Raw genomic sequence first — 18128 nt, forward strand, 5'->3', positions numbered from 1 at the left:
CGGCGCATCGCGCGGCGCGGGCCGCTGGCGGCCGCGCGCTCGCGGATCATTTTTCCAGGTATTGCAGCTTGTCCTGCTTGCCGTTCCATTCGTCGGCGTCGGGCAGCGGCTTCTTGGCTCGGCTGATGCTGGCGAACTCGGGCGAGAGTTCGGCGTTCAGGGCGATGAAGTTGAGCTGGTCCTGCGGCACGTCTTCCTCGGCGTAGATGGCGTTGGCCGGGCATTCGGGGATGCACACGGCGCAGTCGATGCATTCGTCGGGGTCGATCACCAGGAAGTTCGGACCCTCACGAAAACAGTCCACCGGGCATACGTCGACGCAATCGGTGTACTTGCACTTGATACAGTTTTCGGTGACTACGTGGGTCATTCTCAGGAGCTCCGGGCTGGCGGCATTTGTGTCTTGTTGCGCCAATTTTACCCAATGCGGGGCCGATACGCCGCCAATACCCTGTTGACATCGTGGCGCAATGGGGGGTCGGCCGGGCCCGCTATGCTATGGTGTCGCGAAACGATACGCGCAATCATGATAATCACCTCGCTGCTCGACACCGACCTGTATAAATTCAGCATGATGCAGGTGGTGCTGCATCAGTTTCCCGCTGCCCAGGTCGAGTACCGTTACAAATGCCGGACTCCGGGGGTCAACCTGCGCCCCTACCTGGACGAAATTCGCGAAGAAGTGCACCAGCTGTGCCAGTTGCGCTTCACCGAGGACGAACTTAAATATCTGGGTGGCTTGCGTTTCATCAAAAGCGACTTCGTCGATTTCCTCGAATTGTTCCACCTGCCCGAGCGCTGCATCAGCATCGAGGAGGGCGAGGGGCCGGGCGAGATCAGCATCGAGGTCAAGGGCCCCTGGCTGCACACCATCCTGTTCGAGATCCCGGTGCTGGCCATCGTCAACGAGGTCTACTTCCGCAACACGCGCAAGAACCCGGACTGGGCCGAGGGCCGCAAGCGCCTGCAGTCCAAGATGCACCTGGTGCTGGACGATCCGGCGCTGGCCGATTTCCGCGTGGCCGAATACGGCACCCGCCGCCGCTTCTCCAAGGTCTGGCATGAAGAGATCGTGTCGACCATGAAGGCCCAGATGGGGCCGCACTTCGCCGGCACCAGCAACGTGCTGCTGGCCAAGCAGCACGAAGTCCTGCCGCTGGGCACCATGGGCCACGAATACCTGCAGGCCTGCCAGGCGCTCGGTCCGCGGCTGCGTGATTCGCAGGTGTTCGCGCTGGAAGTGTGGGCCAAGGAATACCGCGGCGACCTGGGCATCGCGCTGTCGGACGTCTATGGCATGGACGCCTTCCTGCGCGACTTCGACATGTATTTCTGCAAGCTGTTCGACGGCGCGCGGCACGATTCGGGCGATCCCTTCGTCTGGGGCGAACGCTTGCTCGAGCACTACCGCAAGAACCGCGTCGACCCGCGCGCCAAGACGCTGGTGTTCTCGGATTCGCTGACCTTCCCGCGCGCCATCGAGCTGGCGCGCCAGTTCGCCGGCCGCTGCAAGGTGTCATTCGGCATCGGCACCAACCTGACCAACGACCTCGGCCACGAACCGCTGCAGATCGTCATGAAGATGGTGCGTTGCAATGGCCAGCCGGTGGCCAAGGTGTCCGACGCGCCCGAGAAGACCATGTGCGACGATCCGGCCTACCTGGCCTATCTGCGCCAGGTGTTCCAGCTGCCGCCCGCCTGAAACCCGGTCAGGGTAAAGTTCGCCATTCTTCGCATTGTTCAACCCGCAACTCGTCATTAGGGGAATATTCATGAGCAGCATCAAGCGCTTCCACGTCGCCAAGCGCCTGTCGGACATGGCCGTGTACAACGGCGTCGCGTACCTGGCGGGCCAGGTGCCGGACGATTCCACGCTGGACATCACCGGCCAGACCGAGCAAGTGCTCGCCACCATCGACCGCCTGCTGGCTGAAGCCGGCACGGACAAGACCAAGATCCTGATGGCCCAGATCTACGTGGCCAACATGAAGGAATTCGACGGCATGAACAAGGCCTGGGACGCCTGGGTCGCCGACGGCAACTCGCCCCCGCGCGCCACCGTCGAGGCCCGCCTGGCCAATCCCGACTTCAAGGTCGAGATCGTCGTCACCGCGGCCGTCGCCTGATCGGCGCGTCCGCGCGATGAAAAGCCCTCCGGCAGGCCGGAGGGCTTTTTTTGTTTTGCGCAGGCCGTCGCGTGGCGTCACGGCGCCGTGACCGCCGGGAAGAATTGCCGACTCTGGCGACGCGCGCCGGGTCGGCCGGCCCGCGCTGACCGGCGGCTGGCCCGCGTCAACCCGCCGTCAGCAGCAGGCCCGCGAGCAGGCCGCCGGTTTGCTCGCAGCGCGCCAGCTCGGCCGGGGCCACCGTCTTGGGGGCGGCGATCTGTTCCGGCGTCTGGGCGCCCAGGTTGACGATCAGGGCCGGCGCCAAGGCCCGCAGCCGCCAGCCGGTGCAGATGCGCTCCACCTGGCGCGCCGCGCCGGCGCCGTCGCTGCCGGCGCTGACCAGGCAGGCGTAGGGCCGGCCGGATATGCGATCGAGCACGCCGTAGTAGCAGCGGTCGAAGAACTCCTTCATTTCGCCGCTCAGGCTGGCCAGGTTTTCCGGCGCGCAGAACAGGAAGCCGTCGCTGGCCAGCACCTCGTCGACCCCGGCGTCCGCGGCGCGGCGCAGCGTCACCGCCAGGTCGTCCGCCTGTTCCAGCTGCGCCGCCGCCGCGGCCGCGCCGCGGGCGGCGGCCTCGGCCATCTGGCGGGCCGCGCCGGTGCGGGAATGCCACACGATCAGCAGCCGTTTCATGGGTAGCGCGCCAGGGTGTCCTGGCGGTAGTAGGCCCGCAGCAGGCCGAACCATTCGGGCAGGGCCTCGGCCATGGGGTGGGGATCGACGAAGAAGTGCTCGGAACTGACGGCGAAGAACTCGGCCTCGTCGGTGGCGGCGTAGGGATCCAGCGGCAACTGGCCGTACCAGGCGTCGGCCTCGGCGCTTTCCGGGTCCACGTCATGCGGAATCGCGGCCTCCACCGCGTCCACCGCGGCGATGAAACGGTCCAGGCTGTCGTCCAGGACGCGGCGCCATTCGCGCGGCTTGATATCGCCGTGCGCCGCCAGCGACGGCATGCCGTCGGCAAAGCCCGCTTGCAGGTCGAGCTTGTGCGCGAACTCGTGGATCACCACGTTGAAGCCGCCCTCGGACAGTTGCGTGTCCTCCCAGGACAGCACCAGCGGGCCGCCTTCCCAGGCCTCGCCGGCGGCGTCCTCCAGGTATTCGTGCATCACGCCGTCCTCGTCCATCTGCTTGCGCGGGATGCGAAAGCCCGCGGGGTACACGATGATTTCGTCCCAGCCTTCGTACAGCGTGGGCGTCAGGTTCAGGATAGGCAGGCTGGCCTGGGCGGCGATCGACAGCCGCATGAAGTCGGTGACCTCCAGGCCGCGGGCGCCATTGATGGTCTTGCTGGCCAGCAGCCAGGCCGAGCGCGCCAGCAACTGCGCGGATTCGTCGGCGTCCAGCGCCGCCAGGAAGGGGTGGGCCTGCAGCACCTGCCGCCAGAGGTCGGGCGCGATCCGGGCCTGCATCTGCGCCACCTCGGCGGCGCGCGCTCCCCGGCCCTTGAGCCAGCGCAACATAAGCTTGGGTTCCTTGTATATGTGCCTGGCGTTCGCCAGGGTTTTCAGCGTTGATTCCTAGTGTAGAGTGTCGGAATCCTCGATTACCGTAACCGCAATACGCCCGCGATGTCCGCCCCGCCCGTTCCTGATGCGCCTTCGCCTTTCGACGCTTCCTGGCGACAGGAGGCGGGGGCGGGCCTCGACGCCGACGGCCTTGCGCTTATCGACCAGGCGGTGGCCTGGTCGGTTCCCCGTTTCGAGGGCCAGCAGGCCCTGACCGGCGAACCGCTGGCCTCGCACGGCGCCGGCGTGGTGCGGATCCTGGCCGGCCTGCACACCGACGCCGCCACGCGCGCCGCGGCCCTGCTGGCCGCCTTGCCGACCGACCTGACCGCGCCGGCTCCCGCGCTGCGCAACGACCCCGTCGCCACCACCTTCGGCGCCGAGGTCGCCCGCCTGGTGCAGGGCACCCGGGCCCTGTTGCGGCTGGGCGTGGTCGCGCGCCAGGCCAGCGACGCCGAAGCGGAAACCGGCTCGCAGAAGGAAATGCAGCGCAAGATGCTGCTGGCCATGGCGGCCGATCTGCGCATCGTGCTGATGCGCCTGGCCTCGCGCCTGCGCACCCTGCGCTGGCACGCCGAAAGCAAGACGCCCTGTTCGACCGCCTTCGCCCGCGAAACCCTGGACCTGTACGCGCCGCTGGCCAACCGCCTGGGCATCTGGCAGATCAAGTGGGAAATGGAAGACCTGGCGTTCCGCTTCCTGGAGCCCGACCGCTACAAGCAGATCGCCCGCCTGCTCGAGGAAAAGCGGGTCGAGCGCGAAGCCTTCATCGCCGGCGCCATCGAACGCCTGCAGACGGCGCTGGCCAAACATGGCATCGAAGCCGAGGTCAGCGGCCGGCCCAAGCACATCTACAGCATCTGGAACAAGATGCGGGTCAAGCGCCTGGATTTCTCGCAGATGTACGACCTGCGCGCGCTGCGCATCATCGTCGACGACGTGCGCGCCTGCTACACGGCGCTGGGCATGGTGCACGAGATGTGGACACCGCTGTCCGACGAGTTCGACGACTACATCTCGCGGCCCAAGCCCAACGGTTACCGTTCGCTGCATACCGTGGTGGCCGACGACGACGGCCGGCCGTTCGAGGTGCAGATCCGCACGCGCGAGATGCACCAGTTCGCCGAGTACGGCATGGCCGCGCACTGGCGCTACAAGGAAGCCGGCGCCAAGGGCGGGCAGGTGGCGGCCTCCAGCGAGTACGACCGGCAACTGGCCTGGATGCGCCAACTGCTGGCCTGGAACACGGACGTCGAGGCGGGCGATGGCGCCGCGGCCGACAAGTCCGATGCGGCCAAGCCCGCCGCCGCCAAGTCCGGCCCGGGCAAGAGCCGCCACGCCGCCGTCACGCCGGCTCCCACGGACGAGCGCATCTACGTGCTGACGCCGCAGGCGCGGGTGATCGAGCTGCCGGCCGGCGCCACGCCGGTCGACTTCGCCTATCACCTGCATACCGACCTGGGCCACCGCTGCCGCGGCGCGCGGGTCGACGGCCAGATGGTGCCGCTGCAGACACGCCTGGCCACCGGCCAGACGGTCGAGATCATCTCGGCCAAGTCCGGCGGCCCGTCGCGCGACTGGCTCAATCCACAGCTCGGGTTCCTGGCCAGCCCGCGCGCCCGCGCCAAGGTGCGCATGTGGTTCAACGCCATCGAACTGCAGCAGCGCATCACGCAAGGCCAGGCGCTGGTCGAAAAGGAACTGCAACGGCTGGGCAAGACCGCGGTCAATCTCGAACAACTGGCGCAGAACCTCGGGTTCGCCCGCGCCGACGACCTGTACGTGGCCGCCGCCAAGGAAGAATTCAGCCTGCGCCAGATCGACGCCGTGTTCCAGCAGCCGGCGCCCGCCGCCGAGCCGCAGCCGGCCGCCCTGCGCCACGCCAGCGCCGGCAGCGCCGAGAAAAGCGGCAAGAGCGGGGTGCTGGTGGTGGGCGTGGGCTCGCTGCTGACGCAGCTGGCGCGCTGCTGCCGCCCGGCGCCGCCCGACGCCATCGCCGGTTTCGTGACGCGCGGGCGCGGGGTGTCGATCCACCGCAGCGACTGCCACAGCTATCTGGCGCTGGCCGCGCGCGAGCCCGAGCGCGTGATCGAGGTGGCCTGGGGCGAGACCCCTGCGGACACGTTCTATCCGGTCGACATCAGCGTGCGCGCGCACGACCGCTCCGGCCTGCTGCGCGACCTGTCCGAAGTGTTCGCGCGGCTGCGCCTGAACGTGGTGGGCGTGAACACCCAGAGCCGGCAGTCGCTGGCCCATATGGTGTTCACGGTGGAAGTGCGCGGCGGCGAATCGCTGGCGCGCGCGCTGGATGCCCTGGCGGAAGTGCCGGGCGTGTCGTCGGCGGTGCGCCGCTAGCCTGCGACGCAAGACGGGCCGCCCCGGGGACGGGCGGCTCGGAAGAGGGCGCCCATGCAAGGCCGTTGCCAGGGGCGCCCCGTAATGGACCATCGCCCGGGCCATCGCGGCCCGGGAATATCAGTGATCCAGGTTCTCGTGGGCGCGTTCGCGCATGAAGAACGACGCCACCAGCCCCAGCGCCACGCCGAACATTACGTAGTAGGCCGGCGCCATGGGAGAACCCGTGGTCTTGATCAGCCAGGTCACGATGAACTGGGCAAAACCGCCAAAGATCATCACCGCCACGTTATAGGCCAGCGACAGGCCCACCGAGCGTACCCGCGCCGGGAACAGTTCCGCCATGACGGTGCTGAACACGCCGAAGAAAGCCGACACGAAGAAGCACACCACGATCTGCACGGTCAGCAGCCGGCCGATCGACGGCGCGTCCGACAGCCAGTAGTACAGCGGATACAGGACCACCAGGTAGCCGATCAGCGAGCCGATCACGATGGGGCGGCGGCCGGCGCGGTCGGACCAGGCGCCCATGAACGGCGTCAGCAGCACCATCAGCGCGGCGCCCGCCATCTGCACCAGGAAGGTCTGGTTCAGCGGCAGCTTGAGGATCTGGGTCGAGTAGGTCACCAGGTAGGTGAAGGTGATGTAGATCGACACCGTCGCCGTCACCACCAGGCCCACGCCGATCAGCGTCTCGCGGGTGTGCGTGCGGACCATCTCGCCCAGGCTCAGGCGCTGTACTTCGCCGCGCGCGGCGGCCTGGCGCTCGTCTTCCTTCATCTGCTTGAAGGCGTCGGTTTCGTCGATGTTGCGGCGGATATAGATGGCGATCGGCACAATCACCAGGCCGAAGGCGAACGGCAGGCGCCAGGCCCAGGCCGCGATCTGCTCCTGCGTGAAGAATTCGGTGATCAGCGTGCCGCAGGCCGCGCCGATCAGCAGCGCCAGCATCTGCCCGGCCATCTGCCACGAACCGTAGAAGCCGCGCTTGCCGTTGGGCGCCATCTCGATCAGCAGGGCGGTCGAGGTGCCGAACTCGCCGCCGGCCGAGAAGCCCTGCAGCAGCCGCGCGATCAGGATGAAGATGGGGGCCAGGATGCCGGCCGCGTGATAGGTGGGCGCCACGGTGATGAGGGCGATGGACACCGCCATCAGCGAGGTCACCAGCACCATGGCCGCCTTGCGGCCCTTCTTGTCGCCATACAGCCCCAGGATGATGCCGCCCACCGGCCGCATGAAGAAGCCGACGCCGAAGATCGCCGTGGTCATCAGGATGGCGTTCAGTTCGCTGCCGGGAACGCTGGGGTCGGTCGGAAAGAACAGCTTCGAGATGATCGGCGTCATGAACGCGAACACCAGGAAGTCATACCATTCGAGGGCGTTGCCGATGACTGCCGCCACGATGTTGCGCGTGGGAACTGCTTTGTGCTGCACGGTTTCTCCTTGGGGGCTTGTGCTGTTTCAAGGGCGTCATTCTAGGCCCAGGCGCGGCCCGGGTCCGTTCCCGGGCGCGCGACGCGGACGCGTCCTGGCTTTACACTCTCCCTTTTCCCCAAGAGAGTTGCTACATGAACGCGCGCACCTGGCTGGAGACGCTGGTCGGTTTCGACACCACCAGCCGCAATTCCAATCTTGCCCTCATCGAAACCGTCCGTGACTGGCTCAAGGGCCAGGGCGTCGATGCGTGGCTGGCGCACAACCCCGAGCGCACCAAGGCCAACCTCTTCGCCACCCTGCCGGCCCAGGACGGCAACCAGCAGGGCGGCATCGTCCTGTCGGGCCACACCGACGTGGTGCCGGTGGACGGCCAGGACTGGAGCACGGACCCGTTCAAGCTGGTCGAGAAAGACGGCCTCCTGTACGGCCGCGGCAGCTGCGACATGAAGGGTTTCATTGCCGGCTCGCTGGCGCTGGTGCCGGAATTCCTGGCCATGCCGCGCAAGAAACCGATCCACCTGGCGTTCTCGTACGACGAAGAGGTCGGCTGCGCCGGCGCGCCGTACATGCTGGCCGACCTGCACGAGCGCGGCATTCGTCCCGAAGGCTGCGTGGTGGGCGAACCCACCGGCATGCAGGTGGTGGTGGCGCACAAGGGCATCAACCTGTTCCGCTGCAAGGTGCACGGCAAGGCGGCGCACTCGTCGCTGACGCCGCGCGGCTGCAACGCCATCGAATACGCCGCCCGCCTGATCTGTCGCATCCGCGACCTGGCCGACAGCTTCAAGGCCAACGGCCCGTACGACCAGTTCTACGATGTGCCGTTCTCGACCATGACCACCAACCAGATCCGTGGCGGCATCGCGGTCAACACCATTCCCGAACTGTGCGAATTCACCTACGAATTCCGCAACCTGCCGGGCATGCAACCCGACCAGATCCAGGCCGAAGTCGAAAAATACGTGCGTGATGAGCTCCTGCCGCGCATGAAGGCCGAATTCGACGGCGCCAGCATCGAGATCGAGACCGGCGCCGCCGCGCCGGCCCTGGAAGCTTCCGAGGAAGCCGCCATCACCCAGCTGGTGCGCGCCCTGACCGAAGACCGCGCCACCCGCAAGGTGGCCTACGGCACCGAGGCCGGCCTGTTCCAGGGCATCGGCATCCCCACCGTGGTCTGCGGCCCCGGCCACATCGAGCAGGCGCACAAGCCCGACGAGTTCGTCGCGCTCGACCAGCTCGCCGCCTGCGAGACCTTCCTGCGCCGCATGGGGCAATCGCTCTGAAGCGCCTGGCCGGGCAGGCCCGGCCCCGGGACGCCCGGTGAGGGGGCAGGGGGCGCGGCCCCCGCCCGCGACCGGCGTCAGGTAAAATGACGGGTTGCAAACCGGATTCACGGGCCGCAGAGGCTGGCCGTGATGCCGGGGGAGATGCTTGGTGAAACCTTACGATTTTCCGGATGCCCAGGGCCATTTCGGCCCTTATGGCGGTGTTTTCGTGGCGGAAACGCTGATGCACGCGCTCGACGAGCTGCGTGCCGCCTATGACCGTTACCGTGTCGATCCCGCCTTCCTGGAAGAGTTCAACTACGAACTCAAGCATTTCGTCGGCCGTCCCAGCCCCGTCTATCACGCCCGCCGCTGGTCCGAACAACTGGGCGGCGCCCAGATCTGGTTCAAGCGCGAAGACCTCAACCACACCGGCGCGCACAAGGTCAACAACTGCATCGGCCAGGCCCTGCTGGCCAAGCGCATGGGCAAGCCGCGCGTCATCGCCGAGACCGGCGCCGGCCAGCACGGCGTCGCCACGGCCACGGTGGCCGCCCGCTACGGCATGGAATGCGTGGTCTACATGGGCAGCGAAGACGTGCGCCGCCAGGCCTCCAACGTCTACCGCATGAAGCTGCTGGGGGCCACGGTGGTGCCCGTCACGTCCGGTTCGCGCACCCTGAAGGACGCGCTCAACGAAGCCATGCGCGACTGGGTCACCAACATCGAGAACACCTTCTACATCATCGGCACGGTGGCGGGCCCCGATCCCTATCCCCGCATGGTGCGCGATTTCCAGACCGTCATCGGCAATGAATGCCTGACGCAGATGCCCGAGGCCATCGGCCGCCAGCCCGACTACGTCGTGGCCGCGGTCGGCGGCGGCTCCAACGCCATGGGCATCTTCCACCCCTACATTCCCTACGAAAACGTGCGCCTGATCGGCGTCGAGGCCGCCGGCGAAGGCATGGACAGCGGCAAGCATGCCGCGTCGCTGGCCGCCGGTCAGGTCGGCGTGCTGCACGGCAACCGCACCTACGTCATGCAGGACGCCGACGGCCAGGTCCAGGAAACCCATTCGGTCTCGGCCGGGCTGGACTACCCCGGCGTCGGCCCCGAGCACGCCTGGCTCAAGGACTCCGGCCGCGCCGAGTACGCCGGCATCACCGACGACGAAGCCCTCAAGGCCTTCCACGATTGCTGCCGCATCGAAGGCATCATGCCGGCGCTGGAGTCGTCCCACGCCATCGCCCAGGCCGTGAAGATGGCCCCCACGCTGCCGCGCGACGCCGTCATCCTGGTCAATCTGTCGGGCCGTGGCGACAAGGACATGCATACCGTCGCCGAACGTGCCGGTATCGAGCTCTAACATGACGACTTCCCGCTCCGATCGTATTGCCGCCGCCTTCGCGCGCACCGCCGAATCCGGCCGCGCCGCGGCGCTCATTCCCTACATCGCCGCCGGTGATCCGTCGCCCGCCACCACCGTCCCGCTGATGCACGCCTTGGTCGAGGCCGGCGCCGACGTCATCGAACTGGGCGTGCCGTTCTCCGATCCCATGGCCGACGGCCCGGTGATCCAGCGCGCCGCCGAGCGCGCCATCGCCCAGGGCATGGGCCTGGGCCGCGTGCTCGACCTGGTGGCCGAGTTCCGCCAGCGCGACACGGCCACCCCGGTCGTGCTGATGGGCTATGCCAACCCGATCGAACGCATGGGCCAGGCCGAATTCGCCCGCCGTGCCGAAGCCGCCGGCGTGGATGGCGTCCTGGTGGTCGACTACCCGCCCGAAGAAGTCGTCGAGTTCGCCGGCACCCTCGGGCGCCACGGCATCGCCCCGATCTTCCTGCTGGCGCCCACCTCCACCGAGGAACGCATCCAGGCCGTGGCCAGGGTGGCCCGCGGCTACGTCTACTATGTCTCGCTCAAGGGCGTGACGGGCGCCGGCTCGCTCAACACCGACGACGTGGCCGAACGCGTGGCGGTGATCCGCCGCCACGTGCGCGATATCCCGGTCGGCGTGGGCTTCGGCATCCGCGATGCCGACAGCGCGCAGCGCGTGGCGCGCGTGGCCGACGCGGTCGTCATCGGCAGCAAACTGATTGAAACCATGGAGCAGGCGGTGGCGAACGTCCCCGCGGCCCAGCAAACCGACGCCGCAGTCGCCGCCGCCAGCGGCTGGCTGCGCACCATCCGGCAGGCGCTGGATCAAGTGAAACGACCGAGCGTGTCGGCCTGAACGGCCCGGCGCGACCTCCTTACGGGATGAACAAACAATGAGCTGGATCGAAAAACTCCTGCCGCCTCGCATCAACAAAACCAGCGACAGCGGCGCCCGCCGCGTGCCCGAAGGCCTGTGGGTGAAATGCCCGTCGTGTGAAACGGTGCTGTACAGCGAAGACCTGGCGGCCAACCTGCACGTCTGCCCCAAGTGCGATCATCACATGCGCATCGGCGCCCGCGCCCGTATCGATTCGCTGCTCGACCTCGAAGGCCGGGTCGAGATCGGCCAGTCGACGCGGTCGGTGGACACGCTGAAATTCAAGGACACGCGCAAGTACCCCGAGCGCCTGGCCGAAGCCGTCAAGCAGACCGGTGAAACCGACGCGCTGGTGGTGGTCAGCGGCTCCATCCGCGGCGTGCCGGCGACGCTGGCGTGCTTCGAGTTCGAGTTCATGGGGGGCTCCATGGGTTCGGTGGTCGGCGAGCGCTTCGCGCGTGGCGCCCAGGCTGCCCTGGACAACAAGACGCCCTTCATCTGTGTCGCCGCTTCCGGTGGCGCGCGCATGCAGGAAAGCCTGCTGTCGCTGATGCAGATGGCCAAGACCAACGCCATGCTCACGCGCCTGTCGGCCGCGGGCCTGCCGTTCATCAGCGTGCTGACCGACCCCACCATGGGCGGCGTGTCCGCCAGCTTCGCCTTCATGGGCGACGTGGTCATCGCCGAACCTAAAGCCCTGATCGGCTTCGCCGGCCCGCGCGTGATCGAGCAGACCGTGCGCGAGAAGCTGCCGGAAGGCTTCCAGCGCGCCGAGTTTCTGCTGCAGAAGGGCGCCATCGACATGGTGGTCGACCGCCGCCAGTTGCGCGAGGAAATCGCGCGCCTGCTCGCGCTGCTGACCAACCAGCCGGCCGACGTCGTCACGGCTGCCTGATCCTTCTGCCCGCACCCAGACGCCGCCGCCACGACCGTGCCGGCGGCGTTTTTCATCCACATGCGAGCCGATCCGGAAATGGAATTTTTCGTTCTCCGGGCGGAACAGTGTTTTCCATGATTTGTGTTGCCAGATTGCGACACAGGGCAAGCCTTCTGGTCTGGTTTTTGCTATGTTGCGTAGTGATGAAAAATCTCGTGAATCATGCCGGGATTTTTGCCCCAACAAAAATACGGAGTTGCTCCCAATGCAGTCGACGAAGAAGAAAATGCTTGTCCGCCTCATCGGTTTGGCCTTGGCTGGCGCCGCTACCATCGCCAGTGCGCAGTCGTCCGAAGGTACCCAAGGCGGGGTAAGCCTGCACTACGGCGTGGGAGACCACTACCAGCGCTTCACGCTGAACTACGAAACCCCGTCGGTCTGGACCCACCAGTTTGGCGGCAATTGGGGGCGCCTGGATCTCACGCCTGAACTGGGCGTGTCGTATTGGTGGGCCGATGGCGACCGTTCGCCCAGCAGCGTGTGGCAGCTGAACGCCATCCCGATGTTCCGCTGGTGGACTGGCGAGCGCTTCTACCTCGAAGCCGGTATCGGCGCCACCGTGTTCTCGCGCACCCGCTTCGCCAACGAGAACATCAGCACCGCCTTCCAGTTCGGCGACCACGTCGGCCTGGGCTTCCTGCTGACGCCGAACAACCGCATCGGCCTGCGCTATTCGCACTTTTCCAACGCCAGCATCAAGCGCCCGAACCCGGGCCTGGATACGGTGCAGCTGACCTACACGTACCAGTTCTGATCGCTGCGCGATCCGGCCTGATGAAAAGCCCTCGGTGACGAGGGTTTTTTTTCGGCCTCGCCAGGCCGTGCCAGACGCTTGCGCGGCAAGCGACAGGCAATAAAAAAAGCCCCCATCATTCGATGGGGGCTTTTGCTTGCGGCTTGCCTCAGTGGCGGGTTTCGACCTGAACCAGGGGTTCGTTCGAGACCGGCGCCACCGGCTTGCGCTCGCGGCCCAGGCGGACCGGCGTGTGCGCCGCGGCGATGCGCAGTTGCGTCTGCGCGTGGCGTTCGGGATCGGTCTCCACCCACTGCAGGCCGGCGGCGTTGACCACTTCATGCAGGGTCTGGGCCTTGGCCGAGGGAGCCGTCGCCGGCACCACGATGGGCTGGGCGCTGGTGGGCGCGGCCTGCGCCGGCGCGGCGGCCGGGGCGGGCGTGACCACCGGGGCCGCAGCGGCTTCGGGTTCGGCCGGGGCGGCGGGCGCCGTCGTCACGACGGGTTCGACCACCGGTTCCACCACAGCGGCTTGCACCGGCGTCGCGACGGGCGCGGCCGGCTCGGAAACCTGGCTGGCGGGGTCGACGGCCACCGGAGCGGTCGCCTCGGGCGCGGCAGTCTGGGTGGGCTGCGCGGCCTGCGGCTCGATCGCGGCGGCGGGCGCCTGTTCGGCCTGGACCGGCGCCGGCGCGGCTTCAGCCTGGACGGCTTCGGCTTGTTGCGCGGGAGCCTGAACCGGCGTCGCGGGGACGTCGGCCGCAGGGGCTGCCGCTGCCACCGGGGCGGCTGCTGCCGGCGCGGAGGCGGTCAGGTTCTCGGCCTGTTCGCCGGCGTCGTCTTCGGCGCCGTCTTCCAGCTGCTCGTCGCTGCCAGCCACGCCGGCCTCGTCCGCGCTGCGGCGGCCACGACGGCTGCGGCGGCGGCGACGCTTGCGTTCCGGATCGGCGCCGGCTTCGGCGCCTTCGGTGGCGGGCACGCCCTCGGCGGCCAGTTCGACGGCTTCCGCCGGTTCGGCCTGGGCATCGGCAGGCTGCTTGGCTTCAGGCAGGGCGGTCGCGACCGACTGGGCCAGCGCGGCGACCATGCTTTCCTGTTCGCTCATCGGCGTATCGGCCTGGCCTTCCTCGCGGCGATTGCGGCCACGGCCACGGCGGCGGTTGCGGCCGGCGCCGGCGTCGTCGCCAGCGGCTTCCGGCGCGACATCGGGACGGTTCGAGGCCTGTGCGGCCTGCACTGCCTGGTCGCGTTCGCCACGCTCGTTGCGATTGTTGCGCTCGCCGCGTTCCTGGCGTTCGCCGCGCTCGCCTTCGGGCCGGCGGTTGCCACGGATGTGATGACGGCCGCCTTCGCCGCCCTCGGCGCCTTCCGTGCGCGATTCACCGCGACGGTTGCGATTGCGGTCGGAACCATGGCGTTCGCCGCGGCGTTCCTGGCCGTCATGGGCGCCACGGCCCTTGCCACGTGCCGGCGAGGCGGCGCGCTTGGCGCCGGTCTCTTCCTGGGCAGCGGCGGGCGCGGTCTTGGCGGGCTCGGAATTGCCGGTCAGCCAGCCGAACAGGCGCTTGAGCAGGCCGCCGCCCGATTGCGCCGGGGCGGCCGCGGGAGCGGGCGCCGGGGCGGGGGTCGACACGGGCGCCGGCTGCGAGGGCGTGATGCCCTTGACCAGCGCTTCGGGGCGGGCCTTGATCTCGCTTTCGCGCGGCTGCCACGGAGCGTCCGTGGCCGGCGCCTCGACCAGTTCGAAGCTGGTCTTCACTTCTTCCAGGCGCGGATCGTCGTGGCGCAGGCGCTCGATGTGGTGATGCGGCGTTTCCAGGTGCTTGTTGGGGATCAGCACCAGGTTGACCTTCAGGCGGGCTTCCATCTTGGTGATGTCGGCGCGCTTTTCGTTCAGCAGGTAGGTCGCCACGTCGACCGGCACCTGGGCGTGGACCGCCGCGGTGTTTTCCTTCATGGCTTCTTCCTGCAGCAGGCGCAGGACGTGCAGGGCGCTGGATTCGGCGTCGCGGATCACGCCGGTGCCGTTGCAGCGCGGGCAGGTGATGTGCGAGCCTTCGTTCAGGGCCGGACGCAGGCGCTGGCGCGACAGTTCCATCAGGCCGAAGCGCGAGATCTTGCCCATCTGGACGCGGGCGCGGTCGAAATGGAGGGCGTCACGCAGGCGCTGTTCGACGGCGCGCTGGTTCTTGCTGTCTTCCATGTCGATGAAGTCGATGACGATCAGGCCGCCCAGGTCGCGCAAGCGCAGCTGGCGGGCCACTTCGTCGGCGGCTTCCGAGTTGGTCCGCAGGGCGGTTTCCTCGATGTCGGCGCCGCGGGTCGAGCGGGCCGAGTTGACGTCCACGGACACCAGCGCTTCGGTGTGGTCGATGACGATGGCGCCGCCCGAGGGCAGCTGCACCGTGCGCGAGTAGGCCGTTTCGATCTGGTGTTCGATCTGGAAGCGCGAGAACAGCGGGATGTCGTCGCGGTAGCGCTTCACGCGCTGGACGTTGTCCGGCATCACCACGCTCATGAACGCGGTGGCCTGGTCGGCGATCTCGTCCGTGTCGATCAGGATCTCGCCGATCTCGGGCGAGAAGTAATCGCGGATGGCGCGGATGACCAGGCTGGATTCCAGGTAGATCAGGATGGGCGCGGAGTTGTCGCGCGCGGCGCCGTCGATGGCGGTCCAGAGCTGCAACAGGTACGACAAGTCCCATTGCAGTTCTTCGACGTTGCGGCCGATGCCGGCGGTGCGGGCGATGATGCTCATGCCCTGGGGCAGCTCGAGCTGCTCCATCGTGTCGCGCAGTTCCTGGCGGTCCTCGCCCTCGACGCGGCGCGAAACGCCACCGCCACGGGGGTTGTTGGGCATCAGGACCAGGTAGCGGCCGGCCAGCGAGATGAACGTGGTCAGGGCGGCGCCCTTGTTGCCGCGCTCTTCCTTTTCGACCTGGACGATCAGTTCCTGACCTTCACGCAGGGCGTCCTGGATGCGGGCGGTGCGGACGTCGACGCCTTCCTTGAAGAAGCTGCGGGCCACTTCCTTGAAGGGAAGAAAGCCATGGCGGTCTTCGCCGTAGTTGACGAAGCAAGCTTCAAGGCCGGGTTCGATCCGGGTGATGACACCTTTGTAGATGTTGCCTTTGCGTTGTTCGCGGCCGGCAGTCTCGATGTCGAGGTCGATGAGTTTTTGCCCATCGACGATAGCGACGCGTAATTCTTCCTGGTGCGTCGCATTGAACAGCATGCGCTTCATGAGAGGGTTTCTCCGTTGTCATGACGCGCCGATATCGGCGCGTGACCTCGGGCCACTCGGGCTGCGGCTGAAGCGGGCAAGAAGATGCGGACCGTACCTGGGCGGCGCCCAGGCGTATCCGCCGCGGGTCAGGCGGGCACGTCGTGCCGTGGGGCACGGGGTTCTTTCAGCAGGAGGGTCAGCTTCACTGAATGTGGTTTGACGGAAATGTGCTGTGAACGGCAGTTGCGGCCGGATTGGTTGCCGACGCGCAGCTGGTGCTTTAAATATGCGACGATTCTTGCAGTGCTTCAAGCCGCTTGCGGCAGGCAACGGACCTGCTGGGACAGCGGGCAAAATGAATGCCACACCACTATCCGGCAGGGCGCGGTTGCGCCGGCGACCAAATGACCCAGGGGTTGAATGAGCAGGCAGTACAATGGCGGCCCACGCGCTCGACGGAGTTGCGTACTTGAGTTGCATCTCTACGCCAGCGGCTGATTCAGCCCCTTAAGGCTGTCCCGATTATATGTCGCTTTCCGCAATGCGCAAAGAAACTTCCTCCCCTATGGCCACCCCCTCCGTCCGCATGGTGGAAGTGGGCGCCGAGCATGCCGGCCAGCGCCTGGATAATTACCTGATGCGCCTGTGCAAGGGCGTCCCCAAAACCCACATCTACAAGGCCATCCGCGGCGGCGAGGTCCGGGTAAACAAGGGACGCATCTCGGTGGACTATCGGGTCGCGGAAGGCGATATGGTCCGTATTCCGCCGCTGCGCCTGCCCGACCCTGGCAAGCCCAGGCCGGTGCCGGCGGCCGAATTCCCGGTGGTGTTCGAGGACGACGCGATGCTGGTGGTGGACAAGCCCGCCGGCGTGGCGGTCCATGGCGGCAGCGGCGTGTCCTTTGGCGTCATCGAGCAGCTGCGCGCCGCCCGCCCCGAGGCCAAGTTCCTGGAACTGGTGCACCGGCTCGACCGCGAAACCTCCGGCCTGCTGATGGTCGCCAAGAAGCGCAGCGCGCTGCTGGCCCTGCACGCCATGCTGCGCGAGGGGCGCAGCGACAAGCACTATTACGCGCTGGTCGAGGGCGACTGGGTCAACGACCGCCAGCACATCAAGCTGTCGCTGTCCAAGTGGACCACCCAGTCGGGCGAGCGCCGCGTCAAGGTCGATCCCGACGGCCAGACCGCCCACACCATCATCACGCTCAAGCAGCGCTTCGGCCGCTACAGCCTGGTGGACGCGGAACTGCGCACCGGGCGTACCCACCAGATCCGTGTGCATCTGGCGGCCAGCGGCTTTCCCATCGTGGGCGACGACAAGTACGGCCACGACGAGGTTCGCGCCGAATTCTCGCGCATGGGCTTTGGCCGCATGTTCCTGCATGCCCACCAATTGACCCTGAACCATCCGCTGACGGGCGAGCCGATGACGCTGACGGCCGAACTGCCGCCCGCCTGCCGGAAAATACTGAAACAACTGGAGTCGGTCTGATATGTCGTATTCGCTGGTCGTTTTTGACTGGGACGGAACCCTGATGGATTCCACGCACAGCATCGTGGCCGCCATCCAGGGCGCATGCCGCGACCTGGAGCTGCCGGTGCCGTCGGCCTCCGACGCCAGCTGGGTGATCGGGCTGTCGCTGGAAAGCGCGCTGCGCCGTGCCGTGCCGCAGCTGACGCAGGCGATGCTGCCGCGCTTTCTCGAGCGCTACCGCACCCACTACCTGCTGCGCGATCCTGAATTGCGCCTTTTCGACGGCATTCCCGAGCTGTTGAACGCGCTGGCCGAGCGCGACGTGCGCCTGGCCGTGGCCACCGGCAAGAGCCGCGTGGGCCTGACGCGCGCCCTGGCCGCGACCGGCCTGGGTCCCATGTTCGACGCCACCCGCACGGCTGACGAAACCTTCAGCAAGCCGCATCCGGCCATGCTGCACGAGTTGATGAGCGAGCTGGACGTCGATCCGGCCCGCGTGGTGATGGTGGGCGACACCTCCCACGACATGCAGATGGCCACCAATGCCGGCGTGCACGGCCTGGGCGTGACCTACGGCGCACACACCCTGAAGGAACTCGAGGGTTGTGGCCCGCAAGCGGTGCTGGAGAGCGTGCCGCTGGTGCGCGACTGGCTGCTCAGCCGGACCCTGACGGCCGCTGCCTGACGGCCGCGGGCGTCCCGTCCCGGCGGGAACGCCGGGAGAGCGGGGCGGTCTATTACCGATCGCCGCCGGCTACGCCGGCGG

The 18128-nt window shown here is 67.5% G+C and carries 15 protein-coding genes; 10 read left to right on the top strand and 5 right to left on the bottom strand.

The features are described 5' to 3' along the window. Window positions 1-46 precede the first annotated feature (46 nt). Window positions 47-370, bottom strand: coding sequence for a ferredoxin FdxA (gene fdxA, locus AT699_RS07070; RefSeq protein WP_006389264.1), 324 nt, complete (start codon window positions 368-370; stop codon window positions 47-49). A 156-nt stretch (window positions 371-526) separates the two neighbouring features. Between fdxA and pncB the strand changes: the two genes are divergently transcribed. Then, window positions 527-1702 carry a nicotinate phosphoribosyltransferase gene (pncB, locus tag AT699_RS07075; RefSeq protein ID WP_006389265.1) on the top strand — a complete coding sequence of 392 codons (1176 nt, stop codon included), beginning with the start codon at window positions 527-529 and terminating at the stop codon, window positions 1700-1702. Window positions 1703-1772: 70 nt separating this feature from the next. After that, window positions 1773-2126 (top strand): RidA family protein, encoded by a 354-nt coding sequence (locus tag AT699_RS07080; RefSeq protein WP_006389266.1) that lies wholly within the window; start codon window positions 1773-1775, stop codon window positions 2124-2126. 166 nt (window positions 2127-2292) lie between these two features. Here the strand turns inward: AT699_RS07080 and AT699_RS07085 are convergent, their stop codons facing one another. Both AT699_RS07085 and AT699_RS07090 read right to left on the bottom strand, forming a co-directional pair. Next, complete coding sequence (locus AT699_RS07085) at window positions 2293-2802, bottom strand: flavodoxin family protein (RefSeq protein WP_024068096.1); 510 nt, start codon at window positions 2800-2802, stop codon at window positions 2293-2295. Next, entirely contained in the window at window positions 2799-3632 is an 834-nt protein-coding gene (locus tag AT699_RS07090; RefSeq protein ID WP_020924710.1) for a M90 family metallopeptidase, read from the bottom strand. The genes AT699_RS07085 and AT699_RS07090 overlap by 4 nt, the downstream gene beginning before the upstream one ends. Before the next feature lie 108 nt (window positions 3633-3740). Here AT699_RS07090 and AT699_RS07095 point away from each other — a divergent pair, with 108 nt between their 5' ends. After that, window positions 3741-6032, top strand: coding sequence for a RelA/SpoT family protein (locus AT699_RS07095; protein WP_024068097.1), 2292 nt, complete (start codon window positions 3741-3743; stop codon window positions 6030-6032). Between the two features lie 120 nt (window positions 6033-6152). On the opposite strand, the gene AT699_RS07100 is transcribed toward AT699_RS07095, so the two are convergent. Further along, window positions 6153-7466 (bottom strand): MFS transporter, encoded by a 1314-nt coding sequence (locus AT699_RS07100; protein ID WP_006389268.1) that lies wholly within the window; start codon window positions 7464-7466, stop codon window positions 6153-6155. Between the two features lie 134 nt (window positions 7467-7600). On the opposite strand from AT699_RS07100, the gene argE reads away from it, so the two are divergent. The 5 genes from argE (at window position 7601) to AT699_RS07125 (ending at window position 12683) form a co-directional block, all read left to right on the top strand. Beyond that, window positions 7601-8752, top strand: coding sequence for an acetylornithine deacetylase (argE, locus tag AT699_RS07105; RefSeq protein WP_006389269.1), 1152 nt, complete (start codon window positions 7601-7603; stop codon window positions 8750-8752). Between the two features lie 151 nt (window positions 8753-8903). Beyond that, window positions 8904-10103, top strand: a complete 1200-nt coding sequence (trpB, locus tag AT699_RS07110; protein ID WP_024068098.1) for a tryptophan synthase subunit beta — start codon at window positions 8904-8906, stop codon at window positions 10101-10103. Between the two features lies 1 nt (window position 10104). Continuing rightward, on the top strand, window positions 10105-10971 hold the full coding sequence (gene trpA / locus AT699_RS07115) for a tryptophan synthase subunit alpha (RefSeq protein WP_006389271.1): 867 nt from the start codon (window positions 10105-10107) through the stop codon (window positions 10969-10971). 37 nt (window positions 10972-11008) lie between these two features. Next, entirely contained in the window at window positions 11009-11887 is an 879-nt protein-coding gene (gene accD, locus AT699_RS07120; RefSeq protein WP_006389272.1) for an acetyl-CoA carboxylase, carboxyltransferase subunit beta, read from the top strand. Window positions 11888-12134: 247 nt separating this feature from the next. Then, window positions 12135-12683 carry an acyloxyacyl hydrolase gene (locus AT699_RS07125; RefSeq protein ID WP_006389273.1) on the top strand — a complete coding sequence of 183 codons (549 nt, stop codon included), beginning with the start codon at window positions 12135-12137 and terminating at the stop codon, window positions 12681-12683. 148 nt (window positions 12684-12831) lie between these two features. On the opposite strand, the gene AT699_RS07130 is transcribed toward AT699_RS07125, so the two are convergent. After that, window positions 12832-15906 (bottom strand): Rne/Rng family ribonuclease, encoded by a 3075-nt coding sequence (locus AT699_RS07130; protein ID WP_024068099.1) that lies wholly within the window; start codon window positions 15904-15906, stop codon window positions 12832-12834. A gap of 508 nt (window positions 15907-16414) precedes the next feature. Between AT699_RS07130 and AT699_RS07135 the strand changes: the two genes are divergently transcribed. Further along, complete coding sequence (locus AT699_RS07135; protein WP_006389276.1) at window positions 16415-17380, top strand: RluA family pseudouridine synthase; 966 nt, start codon at window positions 16415-16417, stop codon at window positions 17378-17380. 1 nt (window position 17381) lies between these two features. Further along, window positions 17382-18047 carry an HAD family hydrolase gene (locus tag AT699_RS07140; protein WP_020924704.1) on the top strand — a complete coding sequence of 222 codons (666 nt, stop codon included), beginning with the start codon at window positions 17382-17384 and terminating at the stop codon, window positions 18045-18047. Window positions 18048-18128 lie beyond the last annotated feature (81 nt).

This window comes from Achromobacter xylosoxidans, assembly GCF_001457475.1.
GTDB lineage: Bacteria > Pseudomonadota > Gammaproteobacteria > Burkholderiales > Burkholderiaceae_B > Achromobacter > Achromobacter xylosoxidans.

Bases quoted from the DNA above. Each gene is read 5' to 3' on its own strand.
- trpA (WP_006389271.1), top strand. From the start codon at position 10,105: ATGACGACTTCCCGCTCCGATCGTATTGCCGCCGCCTTCGCGCGCACC.
- AT699_RS07080 (WP_006389266.1), top strand. From the start codon at position 1,773: ATGAGCAGCATCAAGCGCTTCCACGTCGCCAAGCGCCTGTCGGACATG.
- fdxA (WP_006389264.1), bottom strand. From the start codon at position 370: ATGACCCACGTAGTCACCGAAAACTGTATCAAGTGCAAGTACACCGAT.
- AT699_RS07095 (WP_024068097.1), top strand. From the start codon at position 3,741: ATGTCCGCCCCGCCCGTTCCTGATGCGCCTTCGCCTTTCGACGCTTCC.
- AT699_RS07130 (WP_024068099.1), bottom strand. From the start codon at position 15,906: ATGAAGCGCATGCTGTTCAATGCGACGCACCAGGAAGAATTACGCGTC.
- AT699_RS07135 (WP_006389276.1), top strand. From the start codon at position 16,415: ATGTCGCTTTCCGCAATGCGCAAAGAAACTTCCTCCCCTATGGCCACC.
- AT699_RS07085 (WP_024068096.1), bottom strand. From the start codon at position 2,802: ATGAAACGGCTGCTGATCGTGTGGCATTCCCGCACCGGCGCGGCCCGC.
- AT699_RS07140 (WP_020924704.1), top strand. From the start codon at position 17,382: ATGTCGTATTCGCTGGTCGTTTTTGACTGGGACGGAACCCTGATGGAT.
- AT699_RS07125 (WP_006389273.1), top strand. From the start codon at position 12,135: ATGCAGTCGACGAAGAAGAAAATGCTTGTCCGCCTCATCGGTTTGGCC.
- AT699_RS07090 (WP_020924710.1), bottom strand. From the start codon at position 3,632: ATGTTGCGCTGGCTCAAGGGCCGGGGAGCGCGCGCCGCCGAGGTGGCG.
- accD (WP_006389272.1), top strand. From the start codon at position 11,009: ATGAGCTGGATCGAAAAACTCCTGCCGCCTCGCATCAACAAAACCAGC.
- argE (WP_006389269.1), top strand. From the start codon at position 7,601: ATGAACGCGCGCACCTGGCTGGAGACGCTGGTCGGTTTCGACACCACC.
- pncB (WP_006389265.1), top strand. From the start codon at position 527: ATGATAATCACCTCGCTGCTCGACACCGACCTGTATAAATTCAGCATG.